This window comes from Lacrimispora indolis DSM 755 (genome assembly GCF_000526995.1).
GTDB classification, from domain to species: Bacteria; Bacillota; Clostridia; order Lachnospirales; family Lachnospiraceae; genus Lacrimispora; species Lacrimispora indolis.
The window spans coordinates 3,116,487-3,141,847 of sequence record NZ_AZUI01000001.1 but is presented as its reverse complement, the minus strand read 5'-3'; the positions used below and the strand labels follow the sequence as shown (position 1 = coordinate 3,141,847).

At 46.8% G+C, this 25,361-nt stretch carries 29 protein-coding genes and 1 pseudogene; 13 read left to right on the top strand and 17 right to left on the bottom strand.

From position 1 onward, the window contains the following. The first annotated feature begins 156 nt into the window (after window positions 1–156). Complete coding sequence (locus K401_RS0115135; RefSeq protein WP_024293731.1) at window positions 157–1,185, top strand: 3-deoxy-7-phosphoheptulonate synthase; 1,029 nt, start codon at window positions 157–159, stop codon at window positions 1,183–1,185. Between the two features lie 282 nt (window positions 1,186–1,467). After that, entirely contained in the window at window positions 1,468–1,713 is a 246-nt protein-coding gene (locus K401_RS0115130; protein WP_024293730.1) for an HPr family phosphocarrier protein, read from the top strand. Window positions 1,714–1,803: 90 nt separating this feature from the next. Here the strand turns inward: K401_RS0115130 and K401_RS0115125 are convergent, their stop codons facing one another. From K401_RS0115125 to K401_RS0115105, 5 genes are all read right to left on the bottom strand, one after another. Then, a complete protein-coding gene (locus tag K401_RS0115125) occupies window positions 1,804–2,637 on the bottom strand; it encodes an undecaprenyl-diphosphate phosphatase (protein WP_024293729.1) in 834 nt (277 codons plus the stop codon). 18 nt (window positions 2,638–2,655) lie between these two features. Further along, a complete protein-coding gene (locus K401_RS0115120; protein ID WP_024293728.1) occupies window positions 2,656–3,330 on the bottom strand; it encodes a uracil-DNA glycosylase in 675 nt (224 codons plus the stop codon). 65 nt (window positions 3,331–3,395) lie between these two features. Then, window positions 3,396–4,157: an imidazole glycerol phosphate synthase subunit HisF gene (hisF, locus tag K401_RS0115115; protein ID WP_024293727.1), complete on the bottom strand. Its 762-nt coding sequence runs from the start codon at window positions 4,155–4,157 to the stop codon at window positions 3,396–3,398. A 10-nt stretch (window positions 4,158–4,167) separates the two neighbouring features. After that, a complete protein-coding gene (gene hisH, locus K401_RS0115110; protein WP_024293726.1) occupies window positions 4,168–4,776 on the bottom strand; it encodes an imidazole glycerol phosphate synthase subunit HisH in 609 nt (202 codons plus the stop codon). Window positions 4,777–4,847: 71 nt separating this feature from the next. After that, window positions 4,848–5,465 carry an SIR2 family NAD-dependent protein deacylase gene (locus K401_RS0115105; RefSeq protein ID WP_024293725.1) on the bottom strand — a complete coding sequence of 206 codons (618 nt, stop codon included), beginning with the start codon at window positions 5,463–5,465 and terminating at the stop codon, window positions 4,848–4,850. Window positions 5,466–5,713: 248 nt separating this feature from the next. Between K401_RS0115105 and K401_RS0115100 the strand changes: the two genes are divergently transcribed. The 3 genes from K401_RS0115100 to K401_RS0115090 are packed head-to-tail and all read left to right on the top strand — an operon-like array spanning window position 5,714 to window position 7,883. After that, window positions 5,714–6,145, top strand: coding sequence for a DUF4430 domain-containing protein (locus K401_RS0115100; protein WP_024293724.1), 432 nt, complete (start codon window positions 5,714–5,716; stop codon window positions 6,143–6,145). Beyond that, on the top strand, window positions 6,142–6,663 hold the full coding sequence (locus K401_RS0115095; RefSeq protein ID WP_024293723.1) for a hypothetical protein: 522 nt from the start codon (window positions 6,142–6,144) through the stop codon (window positions 6,661–6,663). Before K401_RS0115100 ends, K401_RS0115095 begins: the two co-directional genes overlap by 4 nt. 14 nt (window positions 6,664–6,677) lie before the next feature. Beyond that, on the top strand, window positions 6,678–7,883 hold the full coding sequence (locus tag K401_RS0115090; RefSeq protein ID WP_024293722.1) for a class I SAM-dependent rRNA methyltransferase: 1,206 nt from the start codon (window positions 6,678–6,680) through the stop codon (window positions 7,881–7,883). A 48-nt stretch (window positions 7,884–7,931) separates the two neighbouring features. Here K401_RS0115090 and K401_RS0115085 read toward each other — a convergent pair whose 3' ends face one another. The 4 genes from K401_RS0115085 to K401_RS0115070 form a co-directional block, all read right to left on the bottom strand. Further along, window positions 7,932–9,083, bottom strand: coding sequence for an aldo/keto reductase (locus K401_RS0115085; protein ID WP_024293721.1), 1,152 nt, complete (start codon window positions 9,081–9,083; stop codon window positions 7,932–7,934). 392 nt (window positions 9,084–9,475) lie between these two features. Beyond that, window positions 9,476–10,348, bottom strand: coding sequence for a hypothetical protein (locus K401_RS0115080; protein WP_024293720.1), 873 nt, complete (start codon window positions 10,346–10,348; stop codon window positions 9,476–9,478). 17 nt (window positions 10,349–10,365) lie between these two features. Beyond that, on the bottom strand, window positions 10,366–11,073 hold the full coding sequence (locus K401_RS0115075) for an ABC transporter ATP-binding protein (RefSeq protein WP_024293719.1): 708 nt from the start codon (window positions 11,071–11,073) through the stop codon (window positions 10,366–10,368). Then, window positions 11,070–11,444: a GntR family transcriptional regulator gene (locus K401_RS0115070; RefSeq protein WP_024293718.1), complete on the bottom strand. Its 375-nt coding sequence runs from the start codon at window positions 11,442–11,444 to the stop codon at window positions 11,070–11,072. Before K401_RS0115070 ends, K401_RS0115075 begins: the two co-directional genes overlap by 4 nt. Before the next feature lie 267 nt (window positions 11,445–11,711). Between K401_RS0115070 and K401_RS31295 the strand changes: the two are divergent. After that, window positions 11,712–13,297: pseudogene (locus tag K401_RS31295) on the top strand (transposase). Window positions 13,298–13,528: 231 nt separating this feature from the next. On the opposite strand, the gene K401_RS0115055 reads toward K401_RS31295, so the two are convergent. The 6 genes from K401_RS0115055 to K401_RS0115030 form a co-directional block, all read right to left on the bottom strand. Continuing rightward, window positions 13,529–14,488 (bottom strand): polysaccharide deacetylase family protein, encoded by a 960-nt coding sequence (locus K401_RS0115055; RefSeq protein ID WP_024293717.1) that lies wholly within the window; start codon window positions 14,486–14,488, stop codon window positions 13,529–13,531. Window positions 14,489–14,618: 130 nt separating this feature from the next. Continuing rightward, window positions 14,619–15,350, bottom strand: a complete 732-nt coding sequence (locus K401_RS0115050) for a PHP domain-containing protein (protein ID WP_024293716.1) — start codon at window positions 15,348–15,350, stop codon at window positions 14,619–14,621. Beyond that, a complete protein-coding gene (locus K401_RS0115045) occupies window positions 15,331–15,681 on the bottom strand; it encodes a hypothetical protein (RefSeq protein WP_024293715.1) in 351 nt (116 codons plus the stop codon). Before K401_RS0115045 ends, K401_RS0115050 begins: the two co-directional genes overlap by 20 nt. Further along, entirely contained in the window at window positions 15,659–17,071 is a 1,413-nt protein-coding gene (locus K401_RS0115040; protein ID WP_024293714.1) for a [Fe-Fe] hydrogenase large subunit C-terminal domain-containing protein, read from the bottom strand. The genes K401_RS0115045 and K401_RS0115040 overlap by 23 nt, the downstream gene beginning before the upstream one ends. A gap of 121 nt (window positions 17,072–17,192) precedes the next feature. Further along, entirely contained in the window at window positions 17,193–17,615 is a 423-nt protein-coding gene (locus tag K401_RS0115035; RefSeq protein ID WP_024293713.1) for an ATP-binding protein, read from the bottom strand. Continuing rightward, window positions 17,615–17,962 carry a DRTGG domain-containing protein gene (locus tag K401_RS0115030; RefSeq protein ID WP_024293712.1) on the bottom strand — a complete coding sequence of 116 codons (348 nt, stop codon included), beginning with the start codon at window positions 17,960–17,962 and terminating at the stop codon, window positions 17,615–17,617. Before K401_RS0115030 ends, K401_RS0115035 begins: the two co-directional genes overlap by 1 nt. A gap of 209 nt (window positions 17,963–18,171) precedes the next feature. Between K401_RS0115030 and K401_RS0115025 the strand changes: the two genes are divergently transcribed. The 7 genes from K401_RS0115025 (at window position 18,172) to K401_RS0114995 (ending at window position 23,837) form a co-directional block, all read left to right on the top strand. Next, entirely contained in the window at window positions 18,172–18,666 is a 495-nt protein-coding gene (locus K401_RS0115025; protein ID WP_024293711.1) for an NADH-quinone oxidoreductase subunit NuoE family protein, read from the top strand. 12 nt (window positions 18,667–18,678) lie between these two features. Next, complete coding sequence (locus K401_RS0115020) at window positions 18,679–19,236, top strand: ATP-binding protein (RefSeq protein WP_024293710.1); 558 nt, start codon at window positions 18,679–18,681, stop codon at window positions 19,234–19,236. Window positions 19,237–19,343: 107 nt separating this feature from the next. Further along, on the top strand, window positions 19,344–19,721 hold the full coding sequence (locus tag K401_RS0115015; protein ID WP_024293709.1) for a (2Fe-2S) ferredoxin domain-containing protein: 378 nt from the start codon (window positions 19,344–19,346) through the stop codon (window positions 19,719–19,721). 12 nt (window positions 19,722–19,733) lie between these two features. Then, the gene (locus tag K401_RS0115010; RefSeq protein WP_024293708.1) at window positions 19,734–21,521 is read left to right on the top strand and encodes an NADH-quinone oxidoreductase subunit NuoF; all 1,788 of its coding nucleotides are present in this window, start codon (window positions 19,734–19,736) and stop codon (window positions 21,519–21,521) included. Between the two features lie 17 nt (window positions 21,522–21,538). Then, entirely contained in the window at window positions 21,539–23,284 is a 1,746-nt protein-coding gene (locus tag K401_RS0115005; protein WP_024293707.1) for an NADH-dependent [FeFe] hydrogenase, group A6, read from the top strand. 120 nt (window positions 23,285–23,404) lie between these two features. Further along, window positions 23,405–23,578, top strand: coding sequence for a hypothetical protein (locus K401_RS33225; protein WP_166435274.1), 174 nt, complete (start codon window positions 23,405–23,407; stop codon window positions 23,576–23,578). A 13-nt stretch (window positions 23,579–23,591) separates the two neighbouring features. Then, on the top strand, window positions 23,592–23,837 hold the full coding sequence (locus K401_RS0114995) for a spore coat protein (protein ID WP_024293706.1): 246 nt from the start codon (window positions 23,592–23,594) through the stop codon (window positions 23,835–23,837). Between the two features lie 92 nt (window positions 23,838–23,929). Here K401_RS0114995 and rpe read toward each other — a convergent pair whose 3' ends face one another. Both rpe and K401_RS0114985 read right to left on the bottom strand, forming a co-directional pair. Then, window positions 23,930–24,586: a ribulose-phosphate 3-epimerase gene (gene rpe, locus K401_RS0114990; RefSeq protein WP_024293705.1), complete on the bottom strand. Its 657-nt coding sequence runs from the start codon at window positions 24,584–24,586 to the stop codon at window positions 23,930–23,932. Further along, window positions 24,579–25,361 carry a YhfC family glutamic-type intramembrane protease gene (locus K401_RS0114985; RefSeq protein ID WP_024293704.1) on the bottom strand — a complete coding sequence of 261 codons (783 nt, stop codon included), beginning with the start codon at window positions 25,359–25,361 and terminating at the stop codon, window positions 24,579–24,581. The genes rpe and K401_RS0114985 overlap by 8 nt, the downstream gene beginning before the upstream one ends.

Below are 25,361 nucleotides of genomic sequence, written 5' to 3'. Positions count from 1 at the left end.
CTTTTCATTCTCTGCAATCATACACCATTTTTTCTTAAAAAGAAACACTTTAGAGAGGCACATTGCTAAATTTTCAACGAATGCTGGATTTTTCCCGGGTTCTGTTATATAATCTACAGAAAAAATACAGACTAACCATATACACAGGAGGATGCCATGGGATTTCAATATGTAAACAATCTGCCAAGCCCGGAAGAGATCAAGGAACGCTTTCCACTTCCGGCAGAATTTAAAGCCCTTAAAATAGAACGAGATCAGGCCATCAGCGACGTACTCACCGGAAAAAGCGATAAATTTCTTGTAATTATCGGTCCTTGCTCTGCTGACAATGAAGACTCTGTTTCTGATTATGTAAACCGGCTTGTACCGGTACAGGAAAAGACAAAAGACCGTCTGATCCTCATACCCAGAATTTATACCAACAAGCCCAGAACCACGGGCGAAGGATACAAGGGAATGCTTCACCAGCCTGATCCGGAAAAAAAGCCGGACATGCACGAAGGACTCATCGCTATCCGCAGGATGCACATGAACGTGTTCTTGGAAACCGGTTTATCCACAGCCGATGAGATGCTGTATCCGGAAAACCTGGGATATTTAGATGATATTATGTCCTACATTGCCATTGGCGCCCGTTCCGTGGAAAACCAGCAGCACCGGCTGACTTCCAGCGGATGTGACGTTGCTGTGGGCATGAAAAATCCTACCAGCGGAGACTTGTCCGTTATGCTCAACTCCGTTGTGGCCGCACAGCAGGCTCATGATTTCACCTACAGAGGCTGGGAAGTTAGGAGCAAGGGCAATCCATTGGCCCACACCATCTTAAGAGGCGCGGTAAACAAGCACGGCCAGTGTATCCCCAACTACCACTTTGAAGATTTATTCCTTCTTCATGAGATGTACAGCCGCCGCAATCTCCAGAATCCGGCCTGCATCGTGGATACCAACCACTCCAATTCCAATAAAAAATACAAAGAACAGATCCGTATTTCCAAGGAAATCCTTCACAGCAGAAGGCATTCCCCTGAAATCCGTTCCTTGGTAAAAGGCCTGATGATCGAAAGCTACATTGAGCCAGGCTGCCAGAAGGTAGGAGAAGGCACTTATGGAAAATCCATTACCGATCCCTGTCTGGGCTGGGAAGATACTGAGCGCCTGATTTATGAAATCGCTGAAAATATATAATGTGCTGTTCTTAACTTAAGATCATGCCGGGGCATTATGGACTGCCTTGGCATGTCTTTTTTTGCTGATTACTCTTCTCACTCTCTTCTGTTATTAGTATTTAACCTTTTTTTTAACTATTTTTCAATTTTCTCTTGTTTTTCTTAAAAGAAATGGTAAAATATAATTGTAGTCATGCAAATGACTCTTCATCCTGTTGATATCTCACTAAGACCCTATGTAGTTGTTGACACGTTTATGCCGGATTTATTTCTCCGGCTATCAGGAAAAGGAGGTATGGGTATGCGGACCATTGAAGTCGATATCCAGCTGCGTTACACCCCCATTCCCCTCGCGCTTTTAATCAACACCGCTAATGCCTTTGACTGCGATATCTATATTGACTACGGTTTAACAAAGGTAAATGTCAAGGACTACGACGAGATGAAAAAAGGGCTTAACACGCAGAATCGGAACTTACAATTTAATTTTGACGGCATTGATGAACAGGCCGCCGAAGGACGGATCGAGATGTTATTCCAGCCGTGATCTGTCAGAAAGGAACCTTTATGAACCATCATCTAAAAGAGAGTTGATATCAGCGCTTAGCTAATGATCAACTCTCTTTTCATTTAATTCTTAACCGAGAATGGCCGTAATGATAAAGTATAAAAACACCACCGCTCCCAAAACAATTCTGTAATATCCGAAGAATTTAAAATCATGCTGTCTGATATATCCCATTAAAAACTTAATAGAATAAACGGAAACCACAAAAGCCACCACCATGCCTAAAACCAGATAGAATATCTGAGGACCGGTAAAGCTCAGCCCATATTTTACGATCTTTAAAAAGCTGGCCCCGAACATGATGGGAATCCCAAGGAAAAAGGAAAACTCCGCTGAAGCTGCCCTGGAACAGCCTAAGATCATGGCTCCCAGAATGGTGGAACCGGAACGGGAAGTGCCGGGAATCAGGGACAAAAGCTGGAATAAGCCGATCCAAAGAGCCGTCTGATAGGAAATGTCCCCCACCTTCTGCACATCAAAACTCCGGTACTGGTTCCTGTTTTCGATCACAATAAACAGCACGCCATAGAGGATCAAGGTTACAGCCACCACATAACCGTTCATCAGATATTCATCGAGGATATCATCCACCAGAAAACCGATCACAGCAGCCGGAATACATGCCAAAATAATCTTGGACCAGAGAACCAGGGTGGCCTGCTTCTGGGCCGGCTTTTTCCTGGCTGAAAAAGGATTGAGCTTGTCAAAATACAGGACCAGCACCGCCAGGATCGCCCCCAGCTGTATCACCACCAGAAACATGTTTTTAAAGGCGGACGGCTGATTTAAGTGGATGATTTCATCTACCAGGATCATGTGCCCTGTACTGCTTATGGGAAGCCACTCCGTAAAGCCCTCCACAATTCCAAGTACAATTACTTTTAAAATCTCAATGATATTCATTCCTATACCCCTGTCTTATTATATATTTTCAATCTGCCAGTCAATAGGCTCCAGCCCATTGTCCTTTAAATAGGCATTGGTCCTGCTGAAATGCTTGCAGCCAAAAAACCCCCGGTAAGCGGAAAGAGGGCTGGGGTGAGGTGCTTCCAGGATTAAATGCTTAGGATTTGTGAGCATGACCTTCTTGTTCTGGGCCGGACGTCCCCATAAAAGGAATACCATGGGCCGGTCCTGCTCATTTAAGATCTTAATGGCCGCGTCCGTAAAAGTCTCCCAGCCGATCCCCTGGTGGGAATTGGCCGCATGGGCCCGCACGGTCAGCACCGTATTAAGCAGCATGACTCCCTGATCAGACCATTTCTTTAAATACCCGTTATTTGGAATCTCACAGCCTAAATCATCCCGAAGCTCCTGATAAATGTTCACTAGAGACGGAGGGATCTCCACATCAGGCTTCACGGAAAAACAAAGCCCGTGGGCCTGCCCATAATTATGATAAGGATCCTGCCCCAGAATCACTGCCTTCACATTAGAAAGGGGCGTGAACTGAAACGCATTGAAAATGTCGTTCGGGTCTGGAAAGACCTGGGCCGTTTCATATTCATGCTTCACCTTCTGATAAAGTTCCCTGTAATATGGCTTTTTAAACTCTTTGCTTAAAGGTTCCAGCCAATCGTTCTCAATTGCTCCCATTTTTTTCTCCTTTATCTTTTCCGGGGAACCCCCCTTTTAGTATACGAAAGAATCAAGGCTCAGCCTTAAATCCTCATTGGTACTCCCATTTCATTCAAATACCGCTTTAATTCCATGATTTCCAGCTCCTTGTAATGGAACAGGGATGCAGCCAATGCGGCATCCGCCTTTCCCGCTGTCAGGGCATGGTGAAAATGCTCCATGGTGCCTGCGCCTCCAGAGGCGATCACCGGCACGGAAACATGGTCCCCGATGACACGGTTCAGCTCATCATCGTAACCGGCCTTTGTTCCGTCACAGTCCATGCTGGTAAGCAGGATCTCCCCTGCCCCAAGGCTGTCTGCCTTCACAGCCCATTCTACTGCATCAAGACCTGTGTCAATCCGTCCTCCGTTCTTATATACGTTCCAGCCGCTTCCATCTGCCCTCCTTCTGGCATCAATGGCAACCACCACACACTGGCGCCCGAATTTACCGGCGGCATCGGAGATCAGCTGGGGAGTATTGATGGCTGAAGAATTAATGGATATCTTATCCGCGCCTTCCCTTAAAAGCATTTTAAAATCTTCCACCGTGCGGATCCCTCCGCCCACGGTGAAGGGGATGAATACCTTTTCTGCCACCCGGCGCACCATCTCCACCACTGTATTCCGGTTGTCAGAAGAAGCGGTGATATCAAGAAACACCAGCTCATCGGCACCTGCCTTATCATAAGCGGCTGCAATCTCCACCGGGTCCCCGGCATCCTTTAAATTCACGAAATTAACGCCCTTTACTACTCTTCCGTCCATTACATCCAGGCATGGTATGATTCTCTTCGTAAGCATCCGGCACCTCCTAAGTCAGTTCAATGAAATTTTTTAAAATCTTTAAACCAGTATCGCTGCTCTTCTCCGGATGGAACTGACAGGCAAAAAGGTTCCCCCGTTCCACCGAGGCCCCGAACTTAACTCCGTACTCGGAAGATGCGGCCACATCAGATTCCCTGTCTGCTTCTAAATAATATGAATGGACAAAATACACATATGCCCCGGAATCAATCCCTTTGAAAAGTCTTGCATCAGGCTTGATATCCAGGCAGTTCCACCCCATGTGCGGGACTTTAAGCCCCGGCATATCGGGAAATCTCACAATCCTGCCGGGAAGCAGGGAAAGCCCTCTCACCCCTTGGCATTCCTCGCTGCTTTCAAAGAAAAGCTGAAGTCCCAGGCATATCCCAAGAAAGGGTGTTCCTTTTGAGACCACCTGATGGATCACATCTACCAGCCCATACTGATGGAGCTTTTCCATTGCATCCCCAAAGGAGCCCACGCCCGGCAGGATCACTTTGTCCGCAGAAAGGAGGAGCTCCTTGTCCCGGCTTACCACCGGATTTTCCCCCAGCGCGGTCAGGGCCTTCTCCACACTTTTCAAGTTCCCAGCATCATAGTCGATTATCGCAATCATGGCCGTCACCTCTTTACGCCTTTTTTCAACATTTTAACACAGCGGCATACAATGTACAACGCAAAATATAACTATAATTTCCGAAAGAATTCCAAAGAATTTTCTAAAACGCCATCTGCCTTCCCTTTCACAGCCTCCGGAAGCTGGGAAAAGCTTTCATGAATCCGGTACATATGAGCCTTCTTATTTATTGACACGGTCTTCTCAAAAGGCCAGCGGATGACCGTGGGAGTCTGAAATCCAACCCCAAGTTCCAGGACCAGCAGCCTTTTGTTAAGGGTCCCTGCCAGCCATGAGGTATAGGCCTTCCACTGGGGAAGATATCCCTCTTCAATGTAATTCTCTGCCTCAATGGTATTGCCTGTAAGTGATGCCCCGCAGTGGGGACAGACATCCTCCGGAAGTTCTCCCGGCTCCCATATATTCTTTGTACAGGATTTGGAGCACTGTCTCCATGTTACGTTTCCGCAGGGCGCCACCATCCGGCTTTGTTCCAGGGAGGAGTGAAAGATCTCTCCATCGGTGACGGTTGTCACGATAAAAAAATCTTTATCCTTAATGAGCTTTTCCATCTTCTCATAAAGGCTCATGATATCCGGAGAGTTTTCTGCCTTCCATTCCTCTCCGATTCCGATCAAAAGCTTTTCACAAACCTTTATTTCTTCTAAAATCTGTTCTTTCACAGTCATTTTCATCCACCTTTTCTTTTAAACAATTCTCATTTATTATACATCAAAGGATATTTTAAGAAAAGATGGAAATTCTGTCCTTGCGGCCCGCCATGGATATATGCTATACTAATCCATGCATTTAGTCAAATACCCTCAGCAGACCGGAAGGTATTGGGCCCTTGCGGCATTGGCTTGATTCGTCAGAATGCAACCATATCCGCTTGATTCATCAGGAAACAAATAATAAAAAAGGAAGTCAGCAGATTATGAATAAGTTTAAGAGGCTTTCTCCCTTTTTAGGGAGCTGCGCCGCCATTGCGGTCCTGGCACTTCTGTTAGTCATATATACCCTGACAAAACCGGTTCCCATGGCGGGAACAAAAAGCATTTCCATTGAAGTTGTATACGATAATGGAGTAACGGACCACTACCAGATCACCACGGAAGCGCAGTTTCTGTTAGAAGCACTTAAATCCATACCGGATCTTCAAATTGACGGAACCACTTCCGAGGAACTGGGCCTCATGGTCAACACAATTAACGGAAAACGGGCAGACTACCAAAAGGACGGCGCTTACTGGGCTCTTCTCTGCAACGGGGAACCCTGCAGCTATGGAGTGAGCCAGCAGGCCATCAAGGATGGAGAACGCTACACCTTTCAGTATACCTTGTCCTCTGAGGAAAATAAAAAATCATGAAAAACCATCCCCTGTTTACCACCAGGGAGCTGGTATTAGACGCATTGCTTTCAGCCCTTTTATTTGTCAGTCAGGTGGGGTTGTCCTGGCTGCCTAACGTAGAACTGGTATCCCTGCTTCTAATTTTATACACTCTGGTATTCCGCAAACACGTATGGCTCATCCTGTACGTGTTTGTTATATTGGAAGGGCTGGTTTACGGCTTCGGCCTCTGGTGGTTTTCCTATTTATATGTGTGGCCCATTCTACCGGCCGCCGTATTTCTTATCTACAAAAACAAAGCGCCAAAGCTTTATGGTATATCCCTGCTTTCCGGGATCTTTGGAATGCTGTTCGGATTATTCTGTTCCGGATTCTACCTCATTGCCGGAGGCGTTGGCGCAGCCCTCACCTGGTGGACGGCAGGAATCCCCTACGACATCGTCCACGGAACAGGCAATTTCTTTCTGTCCCTCATTTTGTTTCAGCCGTTGTACCGGCTGCTCACCTCACTAAAACGAGGTTTCATTCAACGATAAAGGAGTGTATGCTTATGGAATCAGCAACCGTAAGATTGAAAAAAGGAGAAGGCCGCGCTTTAAAAGCCGGCGGCCTGTGGATCTATGACAATGAAATCGATACCATAACAGGAGATTATATAAACGGAGACATGGTAACCGTAGAAGACTTTGACGGTTACTTCCTGGGCCATGGCTTTATTAATACGGATTCCAAGATCACCATCCGCATCATGTCCCGTAAAAAAGACACCATAACTGACGAAAGCTTCCTGGAGATGCGAGTCCGCAATGCATGGGAATACCGGAAGGCAACCGTGGATACCTCCAGCTGCCGCCTGATCTTCGGAGAGGCTGATTTCCTTCCCGGTATGGTAGTGGATAAGTTTTCAGATATTCTTGTGGTGGAATCCCTGGCCCTTGGCATTGACCGGCTAAAGCCTGTGATCCTGGAAAAACTGAAGAAAGTTCTGGAAGAGGACGGCATAAAAATCCGCGGCATTTACGAGCGAAGCGATGCCAAGGTCCGCCTCCAGGAAGGCATGGAGCGCATAAAAGGCTTCATCGGCCCCGCCTTTGACACCAAGGTGGAAATCATTGAAAATGGAGTCAAATACCTGGTTGACGTCCAGGAAGGACAGAAAACCGGATTTTTCCTTGACCAGAAATACAACCGCCTTGCCATTCAGCGATTATGCAAGGACAAACGGGTCCTGGACTGCTTCACCCACACCGGCTCCTTTGCCTTAAACGCAGGCATTGCCGGAGCCAAGGAAGTCCTTGGGGTAGATGCCTCTGAGCTTGGTATTGCCCAGGCAAGAGAAAACGCCGCATTAAACGGTTTATCTGACCGTGTGGCCTTCCAGTGCGCTGATGTTTTTGAACTTCTTCCTGAGCTTGAGAAAAACGGAGAGAAATTCGACGTGGTGATTCTGGATCCTCCAGCCTTCACCAAATCCAGAAACTCCGTGAAAAACGCAGTAAAAGGCTACCGGGAAATCAATCTGCGGGGCATGAAGCTGGTCAAAGACGGCGGCTACTTAGCCACCTGTTCCTGCTCCCACTTTATGACCCCCGAGCTTTTCACCAAAACCATCCGGGAAGCAGCCGCAAACGTCCACAAACGCCTCCGCCAAGTGGAATACCGGACCCAGGCAGCGGATCATCCCATCCTGTGGGCAGGAGAAGAAACCTCCTATTACCTGAAATTTTACATTTTCCAGGTCTGTGACGAAAAATAACCGGAATTCACCAGGATCATACCATCCTCCCTGACGTTGAGCCTCTCATCATTGGGCCCTTTTCCCAAGCAGTATTTCTGCTTCCATCATGTTTTCTATGACCGGTACCCCAAATGGACAGCGCTCCTCGCAGCTGCCGCAGGCTATACACTCATCGCCGCTATGAAGAAGGCTTTGATAATGGGAACGTATGGAGGGTGGGACGGCTTTTTTATCAAGCCTAGCGATGTCTAAGTATTTGTTCACAGCGGCAATATCTATTTCAGAAGGACATGGCTGGCAATGTCCACAATACACGCAATTTCCCTCAAAAGCGCTATGCACTTCGTTAAAAATCCAGGAATAATCCTTATCAGCTTCGGCTGCCGAAAGATAACTCATGGTGTCATGTAATTCAGCCCGTGTTTTACAGCCTGTCAGAACACTGGCTACTGCCGGCCTTGAAAGTGCATAATGGATACACTGGGCCGAAGTCATGGGCTTGCTGTAAGGCGTATGTTCCGGGGATAGCAGTTTGCCGCCGCCAAAGGTTTTCATTACAGTAATACCAACCTGTTTTTGCGTACAAAGCTTGTATAATTCCGCGCGCCTGGGATCAATTCCGTTAAAAGCCCTAGCATCAAAGCCATGATCAAGACAGTCGAAAATGCTCGCTTTTGAAGAAAGCATATCAAATGCGGGATTGATGCTGAACATCATCATCTCCGGCACTCCCGTGTCAATGACCTTTATTGCCGTTTCAGGGTTATGGGAGCTAAAACCAATGTGCCGGATGTCGCCTTGCTGTTTTAAACGCTCCACATATGCAACAAAATCTGTCTCAAAGACATTTTTATAGTCCTGCTCCGAGTCAATAAAAAACATCATGCCAAAATCTATGTATCCGAAGATCCGCAGGAGCTCTTCAAAATACTGTTTAACCACAGGTAAGTCCCGGCTGATATCATACTGCATATTTACATTCGTGGAGCCGATATGCCCTTGCAGCATCACCTGATCACGCCTATTTCCAATCGCTTTTGCAATATTTTCCCGCACTTGCGTACCAGGCATAAAAACATCCATAATATTAACGCCATACTCAAGTGCGGCGTCAATCGTCTCCTTTACCTGTTCATATGGCTTGCCGTCAAGATGTTCGCAGCCAAGACCAATCATGCTTGCATGTTTTCCGGTTTTCCCAACCTCTCTGTATTCCATATTATTACCCCCTATACTTAAATATCGCTTAATTCCCTGACCCGTGTCTGATCCGCCTCTTCTTATGTCTTTAACTGTAATTTGCGGGATAAAATTTTTCGTTTTTTACTCCCGCTGACTTTCCTGATACCGGCAGAGTCTTTCATTATATTATCCCTTTGCATTATTATAACTGCTATAACAGCACTTGTAAACAAAGAGTCAGGACATGGTCTGGGAGATGAAGGGTAATTGCAAAAATGGCTGCTGTAATTCCTGAAGAAAGGATTTTTATGAATGGATGGAATTCACAAAAAATGCCCCGCAATTAATTGTTACATAATTAATTGCGGAGCAGCATTTCCTGATTATCTTGATTGAGATACCAAGTTTGCATTCAAACCGGTCTGCCATTACTCTAAGTTCAGCCGCTTGGACAGGATGCGCTCTGTGCCGAAAAAGAATATGGCAAGCTGAATTGCATTGTAAATAATCGATCCGATGAAAGCCAGGTGCATGACTAAGGCCACCCCCTGTGTGTCGGGCATCGTCTCAATCATGCGGAAGAAGGATTGAAAGGATGGTACTTTTGCCAGTATGATCATTGCCAGGCCGTTTATAAAGCTAAAAAGCATGGATATTGCAATAAAGGCGACAACGGACATCATGATTCGGTGCTTGCCGGAAAGATGGCCCAGTGCCATGGAAAAGTACATATGATAAAGCTTGACAAGTCCGCTGACAATGACCAGAATGATCAGTTCAAGCACAAACAGCGGCCAGGACGGAACCTGAGCAATCCCGCGGTTGATGACAGCCCATATCTGGGGATCAGTAATTGCCGTAAAAACCCTGGAAGGGCCTGCGGCACCCAGCACCAGAATAAAAATGGATACAAAAGCCGTCAGGATACTGGCTAAAGACATCCCAAATGCCACCGTACCCTTTGCTGCAATCAGCTGCCAGGGCTTCACCGGCAGGGTAAACATCAAATAGCCTTCATCACACAGAAGACCCTTATAAAACCGCTGAATGACAATGATCAGCGTCAGTACACTCAGAGCAACCAGAACGCCGAAGTAGGCGATCACGGAGATCGTCTGAATCAGGCTAAGCAGTCCGTGTCCAAAGCTTAAACCGGACATCAGGCTGTCATAATAGCCGTTGGACAGAGAGCCTATGCCCATAAACGCATTGAGAATGGATATGGCGATAACCGCCAGGTAAATGGGCGCAAGGGTGCGCACAATGGATTTGAACTCATATTTGCAAAGTTTGCCAAACATCTTATTTCCTCCTTTTATTAGCTGCCGTAGGCGAAGATTTCGCGGAACAGCTGATCGACTGACTTGCCTTCCTGCTCCCGGATGTTATCTACGGTGTCGTGGCGCACAACCTTGCCGTTTTGCAGGAAAATAGCCTCGTCTAACACGCGCTCAATATCGGAAATCAGGTGTGTGGACAGCATGACTGTGCCATTTTCGTTATAATTGGTCAGAATCGTGTTCAGAATGAAGTCACGCGCTGCCGGGTCAACGCCGCCGATGGGCTCGTCAAGCAGATAAAGCTGCGCCTTCCGGCTCATAATAAGCGCAAGCTGCACCTTCTCCTTGGTACCCTTAGACATGGTTTTCAGCCGGTCATTGGACCGGATGCCAAGGGCAGCAAACATTTCCGTTGCCTTTGCCCGGTCAAAATCTACGTAAAAATCAGCGAAGAAGTCGGTCAGATCACAGGCTTTCATCCAGTCGGCAAAGTACATGCGGTCCGGCAAATAAGAAATGACTGACTTGGTTTCCACGCCGGGCGCATTGCCGTTTACTTCCAGCGTGCCGGAAGTGGGCTGTAACAGTCCGCACAAAAGCTTGATAAAGGTGGTCTTACCTGAGCCGTTAGGACCCAGAAGGCCGATAATCCGACCGCGGCCCACCGTCAGATCAATATGGTCAAGCGCGGGCTTTGTACCGTAAACCTTTGTCAGGCCGCGCGCAGTAATAAGCTCCTGATTCATACATGTTCCTCCTTTTTATTCCATGCTGCAAGCAGCTCCCGGGTTTGCTCATCGGTGTAGCCCAGGGCACGCATGGACGCAAGAAATTCATCCATTCGCGCATAAGCAATCTCTTCCCGCACACTGCGGATGAGTGACAGATCCTCTGTAACAATCCGTCCCGCTGTGCGGCGCGTTTCTACCAGCCCCCTGCTTTCCAGCTCTGCCAGGGCACGCTGCATGGTGTTTGGGTTTACACCTGCCTCACTGGCCAGCCCGCGCACCGTTGGCACAGCCGCGCCGGATGCATATACGCCGGACACGATGCGCAAAGTGAGCTGATCAACAAGCTGTATCCATATAGGCCGGTCATCGGTCAGTTTCCAGATCATGATACCGCCTCCTTTTTGTATTGTTGTATTAATCAACTAGTACAATGATACAATTATTTTCCTCATTTGTCAACAGGCAGTTTTTAAAATGCTGTTTTCCCTATATTCAGCCGCTGCAAGCTGCTGGCAGATTACGCCGAAAAGCGAATCAAATGACTGTTTATATAAGGATTCCCATTATGACAATAAAAATGGGGCTGTAAAAAAACTTCCCTAAAAAAATCGCTGAGGTCGTGAGACCACAGCGATTTTTTGGTATAATTAATTATGCGACTAAAAAACCACACCAATGGTAATTATACCTCACGTCAGTTGAAATTACCATTAGATATCGAAAAAATAATTAATGTTTCTGATCCGGTATACACTTTTTGTGAGGTGATGGATCACATTGACCTATCAAGATATTTTGTAGAGAAGGGATACAAAACAGGTCGTCCAAGATGTGATGAACAAAAACTCCTTAAAGTTATACTCTTTGCTTTCATGGAGCACGGCATCTGCTCTCTGCGTGAAATAGAAATACTTTGCAGGAATGATATTCGATATATCTATCTCCTTGATGATATGAAGGCTCCTTCTTTTGCGACGTTTGGGAATCTAATTCGCAATGAATTGACGGATTCAATTGAACAGATCTTTACCGATATTAACAGCTACATTTTTAAAAAGGATCAGGTGGATCTGGAGCATACATATATTGATGGCACAAAAATCGAAGCAAATGCGAACCGTTATACCTGGGTGTGGAAAAAATCATGTCTTCGTAACCGTGATAAAGTTTTTGAAAAACTATCGGCATTAATTGATTCGATGAATACAAATGTTTTAGACTATATGGGAATAAAACTTGAAAAGCGAAATGAATATGCCATTGATTATGTCACAGAATTACTTGAAAACTATAAAACAGCAACCGGCCTGGATATGATAAAGCTTGTGTCAGGGACTGGGCACAGAAAAAGTATGGAGCAGCGCCAATATCAGGAGATGCAAAGATTTCTGGAACGTCTGAAATCATATGCAAAGCACATAGAAATATGTGGAAATGAAAGAAACAGCTATTCGAAGACCGACTGCGATGCTACTTTCATGAGAATAAAACGGGACTATATGGGAAATGACCAGCTCCTTCCGGCCTACAATCTACAGGTGGCGATATGTGATGAATACATAGCAACAGTTGATGTAAAACCCTACGCCTCTGACATGGAATGCTTTGTGCCGCTCATGGAAAAGTTCAACAGCATCTATGGACATTATCCCAAATATCCAGTTGCAGATGCCGGGTATGGTTCGTATAATAATTATCTTTACTGCGAAGAGCACGGCATGGAAAAGTTCATGAAGTTTACCATGTTTAAAAAAGAAACCACGGATAAGAAATACCACAATGATCCATACCGGGCTGTCAACTTTAAAAGAGATAAGTCAGGTGCTCTTATCTGTCTGAATGGAAAAAGATTTAAGTTTAAATACAAGAAACAAGTATATAAAAACAAGTATGGAAGAACAGAAGAAATATACGAATGTGAAAGCTGTGAGGACTGCCCATATAAGCCTGACTGCTGTAAAAAGAAATCCGGGAACAGAACCATATGCATGAATCAGGAATTAACAGCAATCCACCAAGAAGTGATGAGTAACCTGGAATCCATTCATGGAGCACTTTTGCGAATGAATCGAAGCATTCAGGCAGAGGGAACCTTTGGGTAATCAAGTGGGATAAGTCGTACAAACGGCTCTAAAGACGAGGCGAAAAGAACGTAAGTCTTGAGCTCACTTTAATTTCATGTAGTTATAATCTTTACAAGTATCATAATAAAAAAAGCCGGTTACTGACAGCTGCATAAAAAGCCAGCGGGATGGAATCATTTATCCCCTTGGATTCCCAAGGGTAACATTGAGTGCGCATTTTTTGCTTAAACAAAGATATCATAATTATTTTTCCGGGCGAAATCAATATAAAATTTGAAATAGGATTCATATCAGCGTTCGCTGATATGAATCCTATTTCAGGAGGGACTTATTTTACAGCCCCATGTCCCATTTCTTATTAGATTCTATACTGTTTCATTCAGCCTTTACGGGTAAAAATGAAAATAAACACCGCCCGGAGCAGCTCCTCCCCGCAGCGCGGCCATCTCACTTACCGTAACCAACTGGTATCCTGCCTCCGTAAGCCTTGGGATGATTTCAAGGGCAGCCGCCCCACTCTGGGAATAAAGCTCATGCATCAGAACAATATCCCCGTCCCGTACCTGACTCATTACCGCATTTACCGTCTTTGCCGCATTTCTCGTCTTCCAGTCCCGCGTATCAATGCTCCACATAATGACAGGAGCCTGGACATTTGCAATGACCGTGTTGTTTTTCGCTCCTCCCGGAGGCCTTACCAGGGAAGGCCTGACACCGCAGGCAGCTTGTACCGCATCATTGCAAAGGTTGATCTGGCTCTGGATCTGAGCCCCGTTTAACTTTGTGAGAGTTTTGTGCTCATAAGTGTGATTGCCGATCTCATGCCCTTCCGCAGCCATGCGCTGCATTTCAGCCCCATAAGCGGAAACCCGGCTGCCCACCACGAAAAATGTAGCCTTTCCGCCATATTGGGCCAGACAGTCCATGATCTGATTTCCCACAGGAGCAAATGGCCCGTCATCAAAGGTCAGAGCCACCATTGGCCTGGAAGGGTCAATCTGGCGTCCTGCCGGCACCTGTTCCTGGCTTTCCTGGGCTGCCGTCTCCTGCTGCCCCTCTGATGTTGTTCCGTCATTTAAGTCCTGGGCCACAGAGCTGTTCTGACTCTCATCACTGCCCCCTTCTTCTCCTTGCTTACCCGGTTGTTCTGAAATATTTCCATTCTCGTCTACCCACCTGGCCACACCAGGACCCAGGTTTTCATCTATCCAGCCATTCCGTACTTCCGCCGCCTCCTGGCCCGATGCTGTTTCATCTGCCATAGACGGAAACGGCGTAGCCGGTACGAATGCTGTCACAAGTGCTACGGTCATCAAACCAAAGCCCCATTGTAATAGTTTTTTCATGTCACATCTCTCCTTTCCTTATTACTGCCCATGCTTTTTGGGCATAGAGGTATAGCCTCAGGGTATAACCCTGTTGCCATAACCACTACTATACAGGAAACAAGAGAAAATTGGAAGGAGATTTCCCAACTTAAATAAAAAAGTTCTGGTGGTGCAGCAGAGCCCGGACAACTGCATCCATGGTTTTTTCCTCTGCCTCTACGGTTAGCCTGGGCTCATGAATGTCCTCCAGATAGTGGGCATCGGAATTGCTTATGATCCGGCAGCCCTCCAGATATGGGTTCCTTTTCCTCAGCTCATGAAGTTTCGTAAGATCCTTTACCTCTGCCGTGGCAAACTGGCTGCCAGGAGGCACAAATCCTAAGTTGGAGAGCAGGCTGTTGGCTGACCTGTCAATATGAGCCGGAAACATAACACCTTCATAAGACCTTACCAGATCCCACAGTTCATCAAAGGAGATATCCACGCTGTTAATAAGAAGATTTGGCACTGTCCCGCATACTACATCTTCCTTATTATATATCTGCTGCTTTCCAAATATTTCCTCATTATTGGGGAAAGGCAGCAGCCGTTCATACACGTATTCATCAAATTCCATTGCCCTTTCAAGGCTGGAAAACAAGCATACCGCATGTACCTCCTCAGAAGTACAGATTTCCATTCCAGGCACTGCAAGGATCCCGTATTCCTCTGCAAAATGAAGCACAGCCGGACAGTTTTTACAGGAATTATGATCCGTCACAGCGATCACGTCAAGCCCTTTTAAGGCAGCCATTCCCACAATATTTGCCGGTGTCATATCATCATCCCCGCACGGTGATAAGCAGGAATGAATGTGAAGATCATAGGTCAGATTCATCATGGGGCAGTCTTTGGTAGACCAGCAGGGCGGCCTCAAAGATGGGCAGCTCTGTTTTTAAAACCGTGATCTCCTGATCCGCTGCCTTTTTTACGGCTGCTTCGTCAAGAGCAGCCCCTTCTGCCATGATCACACAGGCAGCGTCGGCAAGAGAGGCCACTGCAAGAGTATTTATGTTACCCATCACCGTTACCCATGCGCACCCCTCAGTTGCCCTTCCCATTGCAATGCTTAATAAATCGCAGCAAAACGGTTTTTTGATCTCACGGTCAAGCTCTTCTCCTGCATTTACAAGTTCAAACAAATTGCTGTCAATCAATTCTCTTATCGTCATTTTGTTTCCTCCCGTCTTTTCTGTCAAGCTGAGTCATTTCATCAGAAATTCTCTGGATGTACTTTGTCATGACCTTAAACTTTTCATAGCTTTCACTGTCGCCTTCCACAATATCGGCCGCCAGCCTGGAAACCTCCTCTGACAGCTTATGCACATTGTCCCTGAGGAAATAAACGCAGTCCGATTCTACTGCCTCTCCCCGTACAATGTCTTCTGCCAGGGCCTTGCAGGTAGGCGCTCCGCAGGAACCGCAGTCTAAGCCGGGAAGCTTCTTTAACAGCCGTTCCACCTGATTAAGCCTTGCAAAGCTTTCCATCATGGTTTCGCCTAAATTAAACACCGGCTCATACTGGACCTCCTTGGTCCACTTTACCAGTTCTTCTGCTCCTGCCTGCATGTGGCTCCTTGCCACAGGCATGTACTTCCGGAGCCGTTTCAGCTTCACCTCCGCCACATAGGGGTTTTCCACCGTGAGCACGCCGCCCACGCAGCCGCCGTTGCAGGCATTAAGCTCCACAAATTTTAAATTGGTAAATTTCTGGTCCTCCATATCCTCCAGGACCCGGATGACATTTTCAATGCCATCTGCAGCCAGATAATCCTCGGTAAACAGGCCGCTGGCCTCTCCTCCGCTCCGGCCCCAGCTGATCCCGATCTTCCCTGAAGTCCCGATCTCAGGCGGGTCATCTCCCACCGCCTTCATACAGGATAAAAGCCTGGGATATACATCCTTTATGGCAAGCACCTTATCCACTTCGCTGTGCTCTGTACCAAGAGGAGACTTCACATAAGTGACCTTGGAAGGACAGGGGGAAATGAAAATAATCCCGATCTTATCTCTTTCAAGTCTGGTCTTTTCCATGGCTCTCTGGGCTGCAAGAATAGCCGCCACCTCCACCGGAGGGTTTAAGGGCAGCAGATTGGGGATCAGGTTCGGGAACTTGACCCGGATGAGCCGCACCACAGAAGGACAGGCAGTGCTGATTGCCGGAAGCTTGTCCGGATTTTCGCTTAAATACTCCCTGGTAGCCTCACTCACAAGCTCCGCAGCCGCGCTTACCTCAAATACATCATCAAAGCCCATCATAAGAAGAGCATTTAAAACAATATTTACATCATCCAGATTGTTAAACTGGCTGTAAAGGGATGGAGGCGGCAAGGCCACTGTATATTCATACTGTTTTAAAACCTCAAGCTTATCATATGTGGCATGCTTTGCATGGTGAGGACATACCCGGATGCACTCTCCGCAGTCAATGCAGAATTTACTGTTGATCTGTGCCTTCCCGTTTCTCACCCTGATGGCCTGAGTAGGACACCGTTTGATGCAATTGATACATCCCATACAAAGCTCTTCATCAAGCCTGACCGAATGATAAAATTTATCCACTTTATTACCTCATTTCCGCATTATTGCTCACGCCTTTTGGGCATAGAGGTATACCCGAAGGGTGTTTCCGTGTGATTACCCACGCCTTTTGGGCATAGAGGTATGCCCAAGAAGAAGCCTTTTATATATTCACCACCATACGAATGGTCGTCCCTTTTCCTATGACTGTATCGATCTCCATATCATCCGAATATTTTTTCATATTTGGAAGTCCCATTCCGGCTCCAAAGCCAAGGGAACGCACCGCGTCCGGTGCAGTGGAGTATCCTGCCTGCATGGCAAGGCCGATATCCGGGATTCCCGGTCCAACATCATTTAAGATCATCTCGATCCGGTCCGGGGTTATGTTAACGGTTATGTCCCCGCCTTTCGCATGAATCACCATGTTGATCTCCCCCTCATACATGGCAATGGCCACCTTGCGAACAGCTTCCGGGGTGACCCCCATCTTTTTCAGCTTGCTTTTCACATCGCTGCTGGCCTCTCCCGCCCTTGTAAAATCATCGGGAGAAATGCTGTAATGAAATGTTATCATATCCGTCATTAAATAGCACCTCCATGAAGCCCGGCCTCATAAAGCATTCCGCAGGCCGAGAACATGCGGTGTCCTGTTGACAGGATGATGAGACCTCGCTCCTCCGCCATCTGAAGCATGGATTCATCCGGCTTCTTGCCCCTGACAAACACAATACAGACAATGTCTAACATCTCTGCCGTACGAATTACCTGAGGGTTGCACAGTCCCGTAAGCAGGACTGAATGATCCTTGGAAAACGCCAGTACATCACTCATCATATCAGAACCGCAGGCACTCCGGACCTCTTCATCCAAATGGTCCTCACCTGCCAGAACCCGGGCACCCAGTTTATCTTTCACATCTCTTACTGTCATATTGACGCTCTCCCTTCTTTCATTCGCTCTATTCAAACAATTCGCACCATTATTGATGATTATACCATAAATAGTCCGTCCGGTATAGAAATATTACACGGAGGGTTTGTTATTTTTTTGTCGAATGTTGATTAAACTATAGATTTTTTCTCAATAACATGTTAAAATATCAGTTACATTGCATAAGCAACATTTAAGGAGGTTATCAAATGGCTTGTAAAACACAAGGCGTCCAGTTTAACGGGACAAAAGAGCAGGAAGCTGCTTTAAAAGAAGCAATTTCCCTGCTAAGTGACACAAAAGGATCTCTAATGCCTATCATGCAAAAGGCGCAGGAGATTTATGGCTATCTTCCAATCGAAGTCCAGACCATGATTTCTGACGAAACGGGCATACCGCTTGAGAAAATTTATGGTGTAGCAACCTTTTATGCCCAGTTCGCGCTTCAGCCAAAGGGTAAATATCAGATATCTGTCTGTCTTGGAACTGCATGCTATGTAAAGGGTTCCGGAGACATCTTCCATAAGCTTGAAGAACTTCTCGGAATTACCAACGGCGAATGCACGCCGGACGGAAAGTATTCACTTGACTCCTGCCGCTGCGTGGGTGCCTGTGGCCTTGCTCCCGTCATGATGGTGAACGGAGAGGTTTACGGAAGGCTGAGCGCTGATGACGTTCCTGGTATTCTTGCTAAATATGAATAAAAAATTGCGCTTATGATGACAGAGATTTCTTTAAACATTCTGGATGTGGCAGAAAATTCCACACGGGCAGGCGCTACCCTGGTTACCATTCTCGTTTCTGTTGATACTGAGGCAGACAAACTGATTGTCACCATTGAGGACAACGGCTGCGGTATGACAAAAGAACAGGTACTTAAAGTAACGGATCCATTTTTTACCACCAGGGGAACCAGAAAGGTGGGCCTTGGCGTCCCATTCTTTCAATATGCGGCGGAAAGCACAGGCGGAAGCTTTTCCATTAAGTCGGAGCCTGGAGCAGGAACAGCGGTGACCGCTGTTTTTGGACTGTCCCATATTGACCGCATGCCTCTTGGTGATATAAACAGTACCATTGAAACCCTTATCACCTGCCATCCGGACACAGACTTTCTCTATATCTATCGTTATAACCAAGCGTCATTTGAGCTGGACACCAGAGATTTCCGGGAAATTTTAGGGGATATCCCCTTTGACACCCCTGAGGTATCGGCTTACATAAGAGAATATCTTAGTGAAAACAAATTGGAAACAGACGGAGGCGCGGCCGTTTAGGCCCGTCAGATCAAGGTTGAAAACCATTTCAGCCTTAGGTTTGTGAATTGACCGGATATGCAGACATATCCCCTTGATTCACCAGTATGGAAAATTGGAGGAATAACATGAAGACTCTTGAAGAATTAAAAGCAATTCGTGAAAAGATGCAGGGTCAGGTCAGCATGCGCGGTGAAGATCATGGCCGCACACGGATCCTGGTCGGCATGGCTACATGCGGAATTGCCAGCGGCGCAAGACCTGTTCTTAATACATTGTCAACCCTGGTTCAGGAAAATCAGATGACAGACCGTTTTTCCGTTACTCAGACCGGCTGCATCGGCTTATGCCAGTATGAACCGATCGTTGAGATTCTGGAACCCGGAAAAGACAAAGTTACATATATCAAGATGACCCCGGAAAAAGCGGAAGAAGTTTACAAGGAGCATTTACTGGGTGGTCATGTAGTTCAAAACTATACGTTAGCTTCAGCTGACATCAAATAAGGAGGAAACAGGATGTATCGTTCACATGTATTAGTTTGCGGCGGCACAGGGTGTACTTCCTCCGGAAGCCAGCAGATTATGGTAACATTAAGAGATGAATTAAAGAAACAGGGTCTGGATGAGGAAGTATCCGTTGTACAGACAGGCTGCCACGGCCTTTGTGCCTTAGGCCCCATTATGATCATTTATCCCGATGCCACCTTCTATGCCATGGTAAAGGAAGATGATATTTCTGAAATCGTAACCGAGCACTTATTAAAAGGACGTCCTGTGGAAAGACTGCTTTATGATGAGACAGTGACTCCGGCAGGAATCAAGGCCTTAAGTGATACGGATTTCTATAAAAAACAGCACAGGATCGCTCTGCGCAACTGCGGTGTCATCAACCCGGAGGAAATTGAAGAATACATCGGTACCGGCGGATACCAGGCTCTAGGAAAGGTTCTTACGGAGATGACTCCCGGCGAAGTGATCCAGGCTCTCTTAGACAGCGGATTAAGAGGACGAGGCGGCGCAGGCTTTCCAACCGGCCTTAAATGGAAGCTGGCCAGCCAAAACGATGCGGACCAGAAATATGTCTGCTGCAACGCGGACGAGGGTGACCCAGGCGCATTTATGGACCGTTCCGTTTTAGAGGGTGATCCTCATGCCCTTTTAGAGGCCATGACTATTGCAGGTTACGCCATCGGCGCTTCCCAGGGCTACATCTACGTGCGTGCTGAGTACCCAATCGCTGTACAGCGTTTAAAAATTGCCATTGATCAGGCCAGAGAGATGGAGCTTTTAGGCGACGATATCTTTGGATCAGGATTTTCCTTTAACATTGATCTTCGTTTAGGCGCAGGCGCATTTGTCTGCGGTGAAGAGACCGCCCTCATGGTTTCCATCGAAGGCAACCGCGGTGAGCCAAGGCCACGTCCTCCGTTCCCGGCACAAAAAGGTCTGTTCGGCAAACCAACCATCTTAAATAACGTTGAAACTTATGCAAATATCCCACAGATCATCTTAAACGGCCCGGAATGGTTCGCTTCCATGGGTACTGAGAAATCCAAGGGAACAAAGGTATTCGCTTTAGGCGGCAAAATCCACAACACCGGACTGGTGGAAGTTCCTATGGGAACCACCCTTCGTGAGATCATTGAAGAGATCGGCGGCGGCATTCCAAACGGCAAAAAATTCAAGGCTGCCCAGACCGGAGGACCATCCGGCGGCTGTATCCCTGTGGAACACTACGATATTCCCATTGATTATGACAACCTGATTGCAATCGGCTCCATGATGGGCTCCGGCGGTCTGATCGTTATGGATGAAACCGACTGTATGGTTGACATTGCCAAGTTCTTCCTGGAATTCACGGTTGAAGAATCCTGCGGCAAATGTACCCCTTGCCGTATCGGTACAAAGCGTATGCATGAAATCCTTGACAAGATCACCAAGGGACAGGCAACGCTGGAAGACTTAGACCGTCTGGAAGAGCTGTGCTATTACGTAAAAGAAAACTCCGCCTGCGGCCTTGGACAGACAGCACCAAACCCGGTTCTTTCAACCCTTAAGTTCTTCCGCGACGAATACAATGCCCATATTGTTAACAAGACATGTCCTTCCGGTGTGTGCAAAGCGCTGCTCTCCTATCACATTGACGCTGAGAAATGTAAGGGCTGTACTCTTTGTGCAAGAAACTGTCCGGTGAACGCCATCTCCGGTTCCGTTAAGAACCCACATGTCATTGATCCTGAGAAGTGTATCAAGTGCGGCGTATGTATGGAGAAATGTAAATTTGACGCTGTCTACAAGAAATAATGGAGGGAAATTGGATCATGGAGAATATCACAATAAAAATCAATGGCATGGAAGTAAGCGCTCCGGCCGGCTCCACCATTTTGGAGGCCGCCAGACTGGCCCATGTTGAGATACCGACCTTATGCTTTTTAAAAGATATGAATGAAATTGCTGCCTGCCGTATCTGTACTGTTGAAATCAACGGTGGCAGACTGGCCGCTTCCTGCGTATATCCCATTAATCCGGGTCTGGAAGTATTGACCAACACGCCAAAGCTGCGTGACTACAGAAAGAAAACCCTTCAGCTCATCCTTTCCAATCATGACCGCTCCTGTTTATCCTGTATCCGCAGCGGAAACTGCGAATTACAGACCTTATGCAAGGAACTGGGCGTTGAAGTGGATGATTATTACGATGGCGCTAAGACACCTTCCACTCCTGATGAGAGTGCGGCCCATATGGTCCGGGACAACAGCAAATGTATCCTGTGCCGCCGCTGCTCTGCTGTTTGTGAAAAGGTTCAGGGAATCGGCGTAATCGGCCCCAATGAACGCGGCTTTGCCACCATCATTGGTTCTGCCTTTGAAAAGGGACTTGGGGAAACAAGCTGTGTATCCTGCGGACAGTGTATTGCAGTCTGTCCGACCGGCGCGCTCTATGAGAAGAGCAGCATTGACGAAGTAGCTGCTGCCATCGCAGACCGGTCAAAACATGTGATCGTTCAGACCGCTCCCGCTGTCCGTGCAGGGCTGGGAGAGGAATTCGGTTATCCCATCGGAACCAATGTGGAGGGAAAGATGGTTGCCGCTTTAAGAAGGCTGGGCTTTGATAAGGTATTTGATACCAACTTCAGCGCCGACTTGACCATCATGGAAGAAGCCCATGAATTCATTGACCGTGTACAAAACGGCGGCGTTCTTCCTATGATCACCTCCTGTTCTCCAGGATGGATCAAATACTGTGAGCACTACTTCCCGGATATGACAGAGAACTTATCTTCCTGTAAATCCCCGCAGCAGATGTTCGGCGCTATTGCAAAATCTTATTATGCGGAAAAGATGGGCTTAAAGCCGGAAGAAATTGTATCCGTCAGTGTCATGCCATGTACCGCTAAGAAATTTGAGATCGGCAGAGACGACCAGGATGCCAACGGCTCTCCTGATGTAGACTATTCCATGACCACCAGAGAGCTGGCCAGGATGATCAAACAGGCCGGTATCCGGTTCACAGAGCTTCCTGATGAAGATTTTGACACTCCTTTAGGTCTTGGTACCGGCGCAGCCGTTATCTTCGGTACTACCGGAGGCGTTATGGAAGCAGCTTTAAGAACCGCCGTGGAAAGCCTGACAGGCGAAGAGCTTGAAAAGCCTGATTTCGCTGATGTCCGCGGAACAAAGGGAATCAAGGAAGCCTCCTACCGGGTAGGCGACATGGATGTAAATGTTGCTGTTGCTTCCGGCCTGGGCAATGCAAGAGAACTCCTTAACAGAGTAAAATCCGGAGAAGCAAACTATCATTTCATTGAGATCATGGGATGCCCCGGCGGTTGTGTAAACGGCGGCGGCCAGCCTCAGCAGCCTGGCTTTGTGCGCAATACAACCGATATCCGCAGCCTCCGTGCAAAGGTCCTTTATGATGAAGACGCTGCCAAGACCATCCGTAAGTCTCATGAAAACCCTGCAATCAAGGAATTGTACGAGACCTACCTTGGAGAACCTGGAAGCGAAAAGGCTCACCACCTGCTGCATACAACCTATGTAAAGAGAAAAATAAACGAAATTTAATTTCAAAAACTCCCTCTGCCTTAAAACAGAGGGAGTTTTCTGGTTTAACAAAAAAAGAATTAGCCTTGAAGTGAATGGATTGTATAAAAACCTCCATACTAAGACTGGAGGTGATGAAACATGAGCCCAAAGGAATTAACTTATATTGAAGATGCTCTTGGCCATGAGACTTTTTTAAAAACCCAGTGCCAGGAAGCGGCACAGAATCTGCAGGATCCGGAATTAAAAGCTTGCGCACAGCAGCTTCTCCAACAGCACCAGCAGATTTTTGACAGCTTCTATAACTTAGTGTAAGGAGGAATCACATATGGATGACAAGTGTATTATGGAGAACCTGCTCCACACTACAAAGGGAGTGTGCGACTTATATCTGCATGGAACCATCGAATCCCCTACCATGAACGTGCATCAGGCATTTGACGGAGCATTAAATGACAGCCTGTGCATGCAGAGCGATATTTACAAGAAAATGTCCGCAAAGGGATGGTACACCACAGAACAGGCAGAGCAGCAGAAAATTTCCAAAGTTAAAAACCAGTTCGCTGGGATGTAACAAAAAGAATGGCATGCTGCAAAACTAATTATCTGATTAGTTTTGCAGCATGCCTTTTATTCTTACATATAAAATTCCCCTCAGCTGCCGTATCAATGCAATGCCCTGAGCTCCGCCATAATTTCTTTATAGCTGCGGCCCTTGCCAAACAGGGCTGATGTTCCAAGTATAAACCCATCCACTCCGGCCTGGTACAGCTCCTGTATCTTTTCAGGAGAACAGGCTCCATCCACCATGAGCTTAAAATGATACTCCCCTTTTATGGATACCAGCTTCTGAATTTTCCGATCTACAAATCCAATATATTTTTGCCCTGCAAAACCGGGATTCACAGTCATAACCATCACATAATCCACCAATTCCAGTAAGGGACTTACGGTCTCAACGGACGTCCCCGGATTGATCGCTATTCCCGGTTTTGCTCCGGCATCTATGATCTTCTGCAGGGTCCTGGCAATATGTACATCAGATTCCGGATGGACATAAATAATCTCCACTCCCATCTGAACAAACTTTTCTATATAGTCCCCCGGATTTTCTATCATCAAATGAATATCTGCCGGCCGGCCGGCTGTTCGTGCAATGTATTCAATGTCCTGAAGTCCCATGCCAAAATTAGGTACAAATTCTCCATCCATCAGATCCAAATGAAAGATATCCGCCCCTGCCTCTTCCAGGCTCTTGATTTCCTGCTCCAGATTTCCATAATTTGCACACATCATGGATGGACATAAAATCTTTTCATTCATTAACAACCTCTTTCTTTCTGTTTTTACTGAAGCAAACCACCTGCCTTCTGATCTTATACAAAATCAAAAAGCTAGTAATCAGAACTGTAAGACTGTAACAGAGCAGCAGCCAGAAGGATTGCTTTCCCAATAAAACGCCCGTCAGCCTGATGCCGGTCATTGCAGCCGTTGTCCCCATAAATTTCCTCATATTCCAGCTTTTAAAATAAATGAGCATCAGGCAGATCAACGCAGAAACCATCACCATACTGCTTACTTCATAAACTGCTGACAGAAGAAATTCCCTTCCGCTGATCCCCTGCAGGAAAGCTGCTGCCGCCTGCACTGATTCCTGACCCGCAGTGCTCATCTGGCTCATGGTTCCATTTTCAGCAGCCATTAAGATGGAAAGATCAGCAATAAACGGAATACCTGCCAAACATACGGACTCCAGGAGCCCCCTTCCAAAACCGATGGAAATGGCGGCCTTGTAAGAGCGGTTATCTTTTAGGAGATAACGAAACAGCAATACAAGGGACAAAATATCCAAGGCTGTGGAAAGGGTCGCCGTTATAACCATGGCAGGCAAACTTCCATTCATAAATGAATATCGTTTCAATCCATTTAAAAGGAACGGCACTGCTCCTGCCTGCACCACCAGATAAATTCCGGCTCCACACGCAAGCAGTTTAAACTGAAGCTTCTTCCTTGCTCCCATATGCAGCATAATCAGAAGGGGGAATACTGTGCTTATCATCAAAGCAAGATACAGACTGCCTGTTACTCCGATTTTCAT

Bases quoted from the DNA above. Each gene is read 5' to 3' on its own strand.
- K401_RS0115050 (WP_024293716.1), bottom strand. From the start codon at position 15,350: ATGATGAATCTGACCTATGATCTTCACATTCATTCCTGCTTATCACCG.
- K401_RS0115010 (WP_024293708.1), top strand. From the start codon at position 19,734: ATGTATCGTTCACATGTATTAGTTTGCGGCGGCACAGGGTGTACTTCC.
- K401_RS0115135 (WP_024293731.1), top strand. From the start codon at position 157: ATGGGATTTCAATATGTAAACAATCTGCCAAGCCCGGAAGAGATCAAG.
- K401_RS0115125 (WP_024293729.1), bottom strand. From the start codon at position 2,637: ATGAATATCATTGAGATTTTAAAAGTAATTGTACTTGGAATTGTGGAG.
- K401_RS0115005 (WP_024293707.1), top strand. From the start codon at position 21,539: ATGGAGAATATCACAATAAAAATCAATGGCATGGAAGTAAGCGCTCCG.
- K401_RS0115085 (WP_024293721.1), bottom strand. From the start codon at position 9,083: ATGGAATACAGAGAGGTTGGGAAAACCGGAAAACATGCAAGCATGATT.
- K401_RS0115095 (WP_024293723.1), top strand. From the start codon at position 6,142: ATGAAAAACCATCCCCTGTTTACCACCAGGGAGCTGGTATTAGACGCA.
- K401_RS0115025 (WP_024293711.1), top strand. From the start codon at position 18,172: ATGGCTTGTAAAACACAAGGCGTCCAGTTTAACGGGACAAAAGAGCAG.
- K401_RS0115080 (WP_024293720.1), bottom strand. From the start codon at position 10,348: ATGTTTGGCAAACTTTGCAAATATGAGTTCAAATCCATTGTGCGCACC.
- K401_RS0115105 (WP_024293725.1), bottom strand. From the start codon at position 5,465: ATGACTGTGAAAGAACAGATTTTAGAAGAAATAAAGGTTTGTGAAAAG.
- K401_RS0115100 (WP_024293724.1), top strand. From the start codon at position 5,714: ATGAATAAGTTTAAGAGGCTTTCTCCCTTTTTAGGGAGCTGCGCCGCC.
- K401_RS33225 (WP_166435274.1), top strand. From the start codon at position 23,405: ATGAGCCCAAAGGAATTAACTTATATTGAAGATGCTCTTGGCCATGAG.
- K401_RS0115045 (WP_024293715.1), bottom strand. From the start codon at position 15,681: ATGACGATAAGAGAATTGATTGACAGCAATTTGTTTGAACTTGTAAAT.
- K401_RS0115130 (WP_024293730.1), top strand. From the start codon at position 1,468: ATGCGGACCATTGAAGTCGATATCCAGCTGCGTTACACCCCCATTCCC.
- hisF (WP_024293727.1), bottom strand. From the start codon at position 4,157: ATGCTTACGAAGAGAATCATACCATGCCTGGATGTAATGGACGGAAGA.
- K401_RS0115070 (WP_024293718.1), bottom strand. From the start codon at position 11,444: ATGATCTGGAAACTGACCGATGACCGGCCTATATGGATACAGCTTGTT.
- rpe (WP_024293705.1), bottom strand. From the start codon at position 24,586: ATGAATGAAAAGATTTTATGTCCATCCATGATGTGTGCAAATTATGGA.
- K401_RS0115030 (WP_024293712.1), bottom strand. From the start codon at position 17,962: ATGACAGTAAGAGATGTGAAAGATAAACTGGGTGCCCGGGTTCTGGCA.
- K401_RS0115075 (WP_024293719.1), bottom strand. From the start codon at position 11,073: ATGAATCAGGAGCTTATTACTGCGCGCGGCCTGACAAAGGTTTACGGT.
- K401_RS0114985 (WP_024293704.1), bottom strand. From the start codon at position 25,361: ATGAAAATCGGAGTAACAGGCAGTCTGTATCTTGCTTTGATGATAAGC.
- K401_RS0115015 (WP_024293709.1), top strand. From the start codon at position 19,344: ATGAAGACTCTTGAAGAATTAAAAGCAATTCGTGAAAAGATGCAGGGT.
- K401_RS0115020 (WP_024293710.1), top strand. From the start codon at position 18,679: ATGATGACAGAGATTTCTTTAAACATTCTGGATGTGGCAGAAAATTCC.
- hisH (WP_024293726.1), bottom strand. From the start codon at position 4,776: ATGATTGCGATAATCGACTATGATGCTGGGAACTTGAAAAGTGTGGAG.
- K401_RS0115055 (WP_024293717.1), bottom strand. From the start codon at position 14,488: ATGAAAAAACTATTACAATGGGGCTTTGGTTTGATGACCGTAGCACTT.
- K401_RS0115090 (WP_024293722.1), top strand. From the start codon at position 6,678: ATGGAATCAGCAACCGTAAGATTGAAAAAAGGAGAAGGCCGCGCTTTA.
- K401_RS0115035 (WP_024293713.1), bottom strand. From the start codon at position 17,615: ATGACGGATATGATAACATTTCATTACAGCATTTCTCCCGATGATTTT.
- K401_RS0115120 (WP_024293728.1), bottom strand. From the start codon at position 3,330: ATGGGAGCAATTGAGAACGATTGGCTGGAACCTTTAAGCAAAGAGTTT.
- K401_RS0114995 (WP_024293706.1), top strand. From the start codon at position 23,592: ATGGATGACAAGTGTATTATGGAGAACCTGCTCCACACTACAAAGGGA.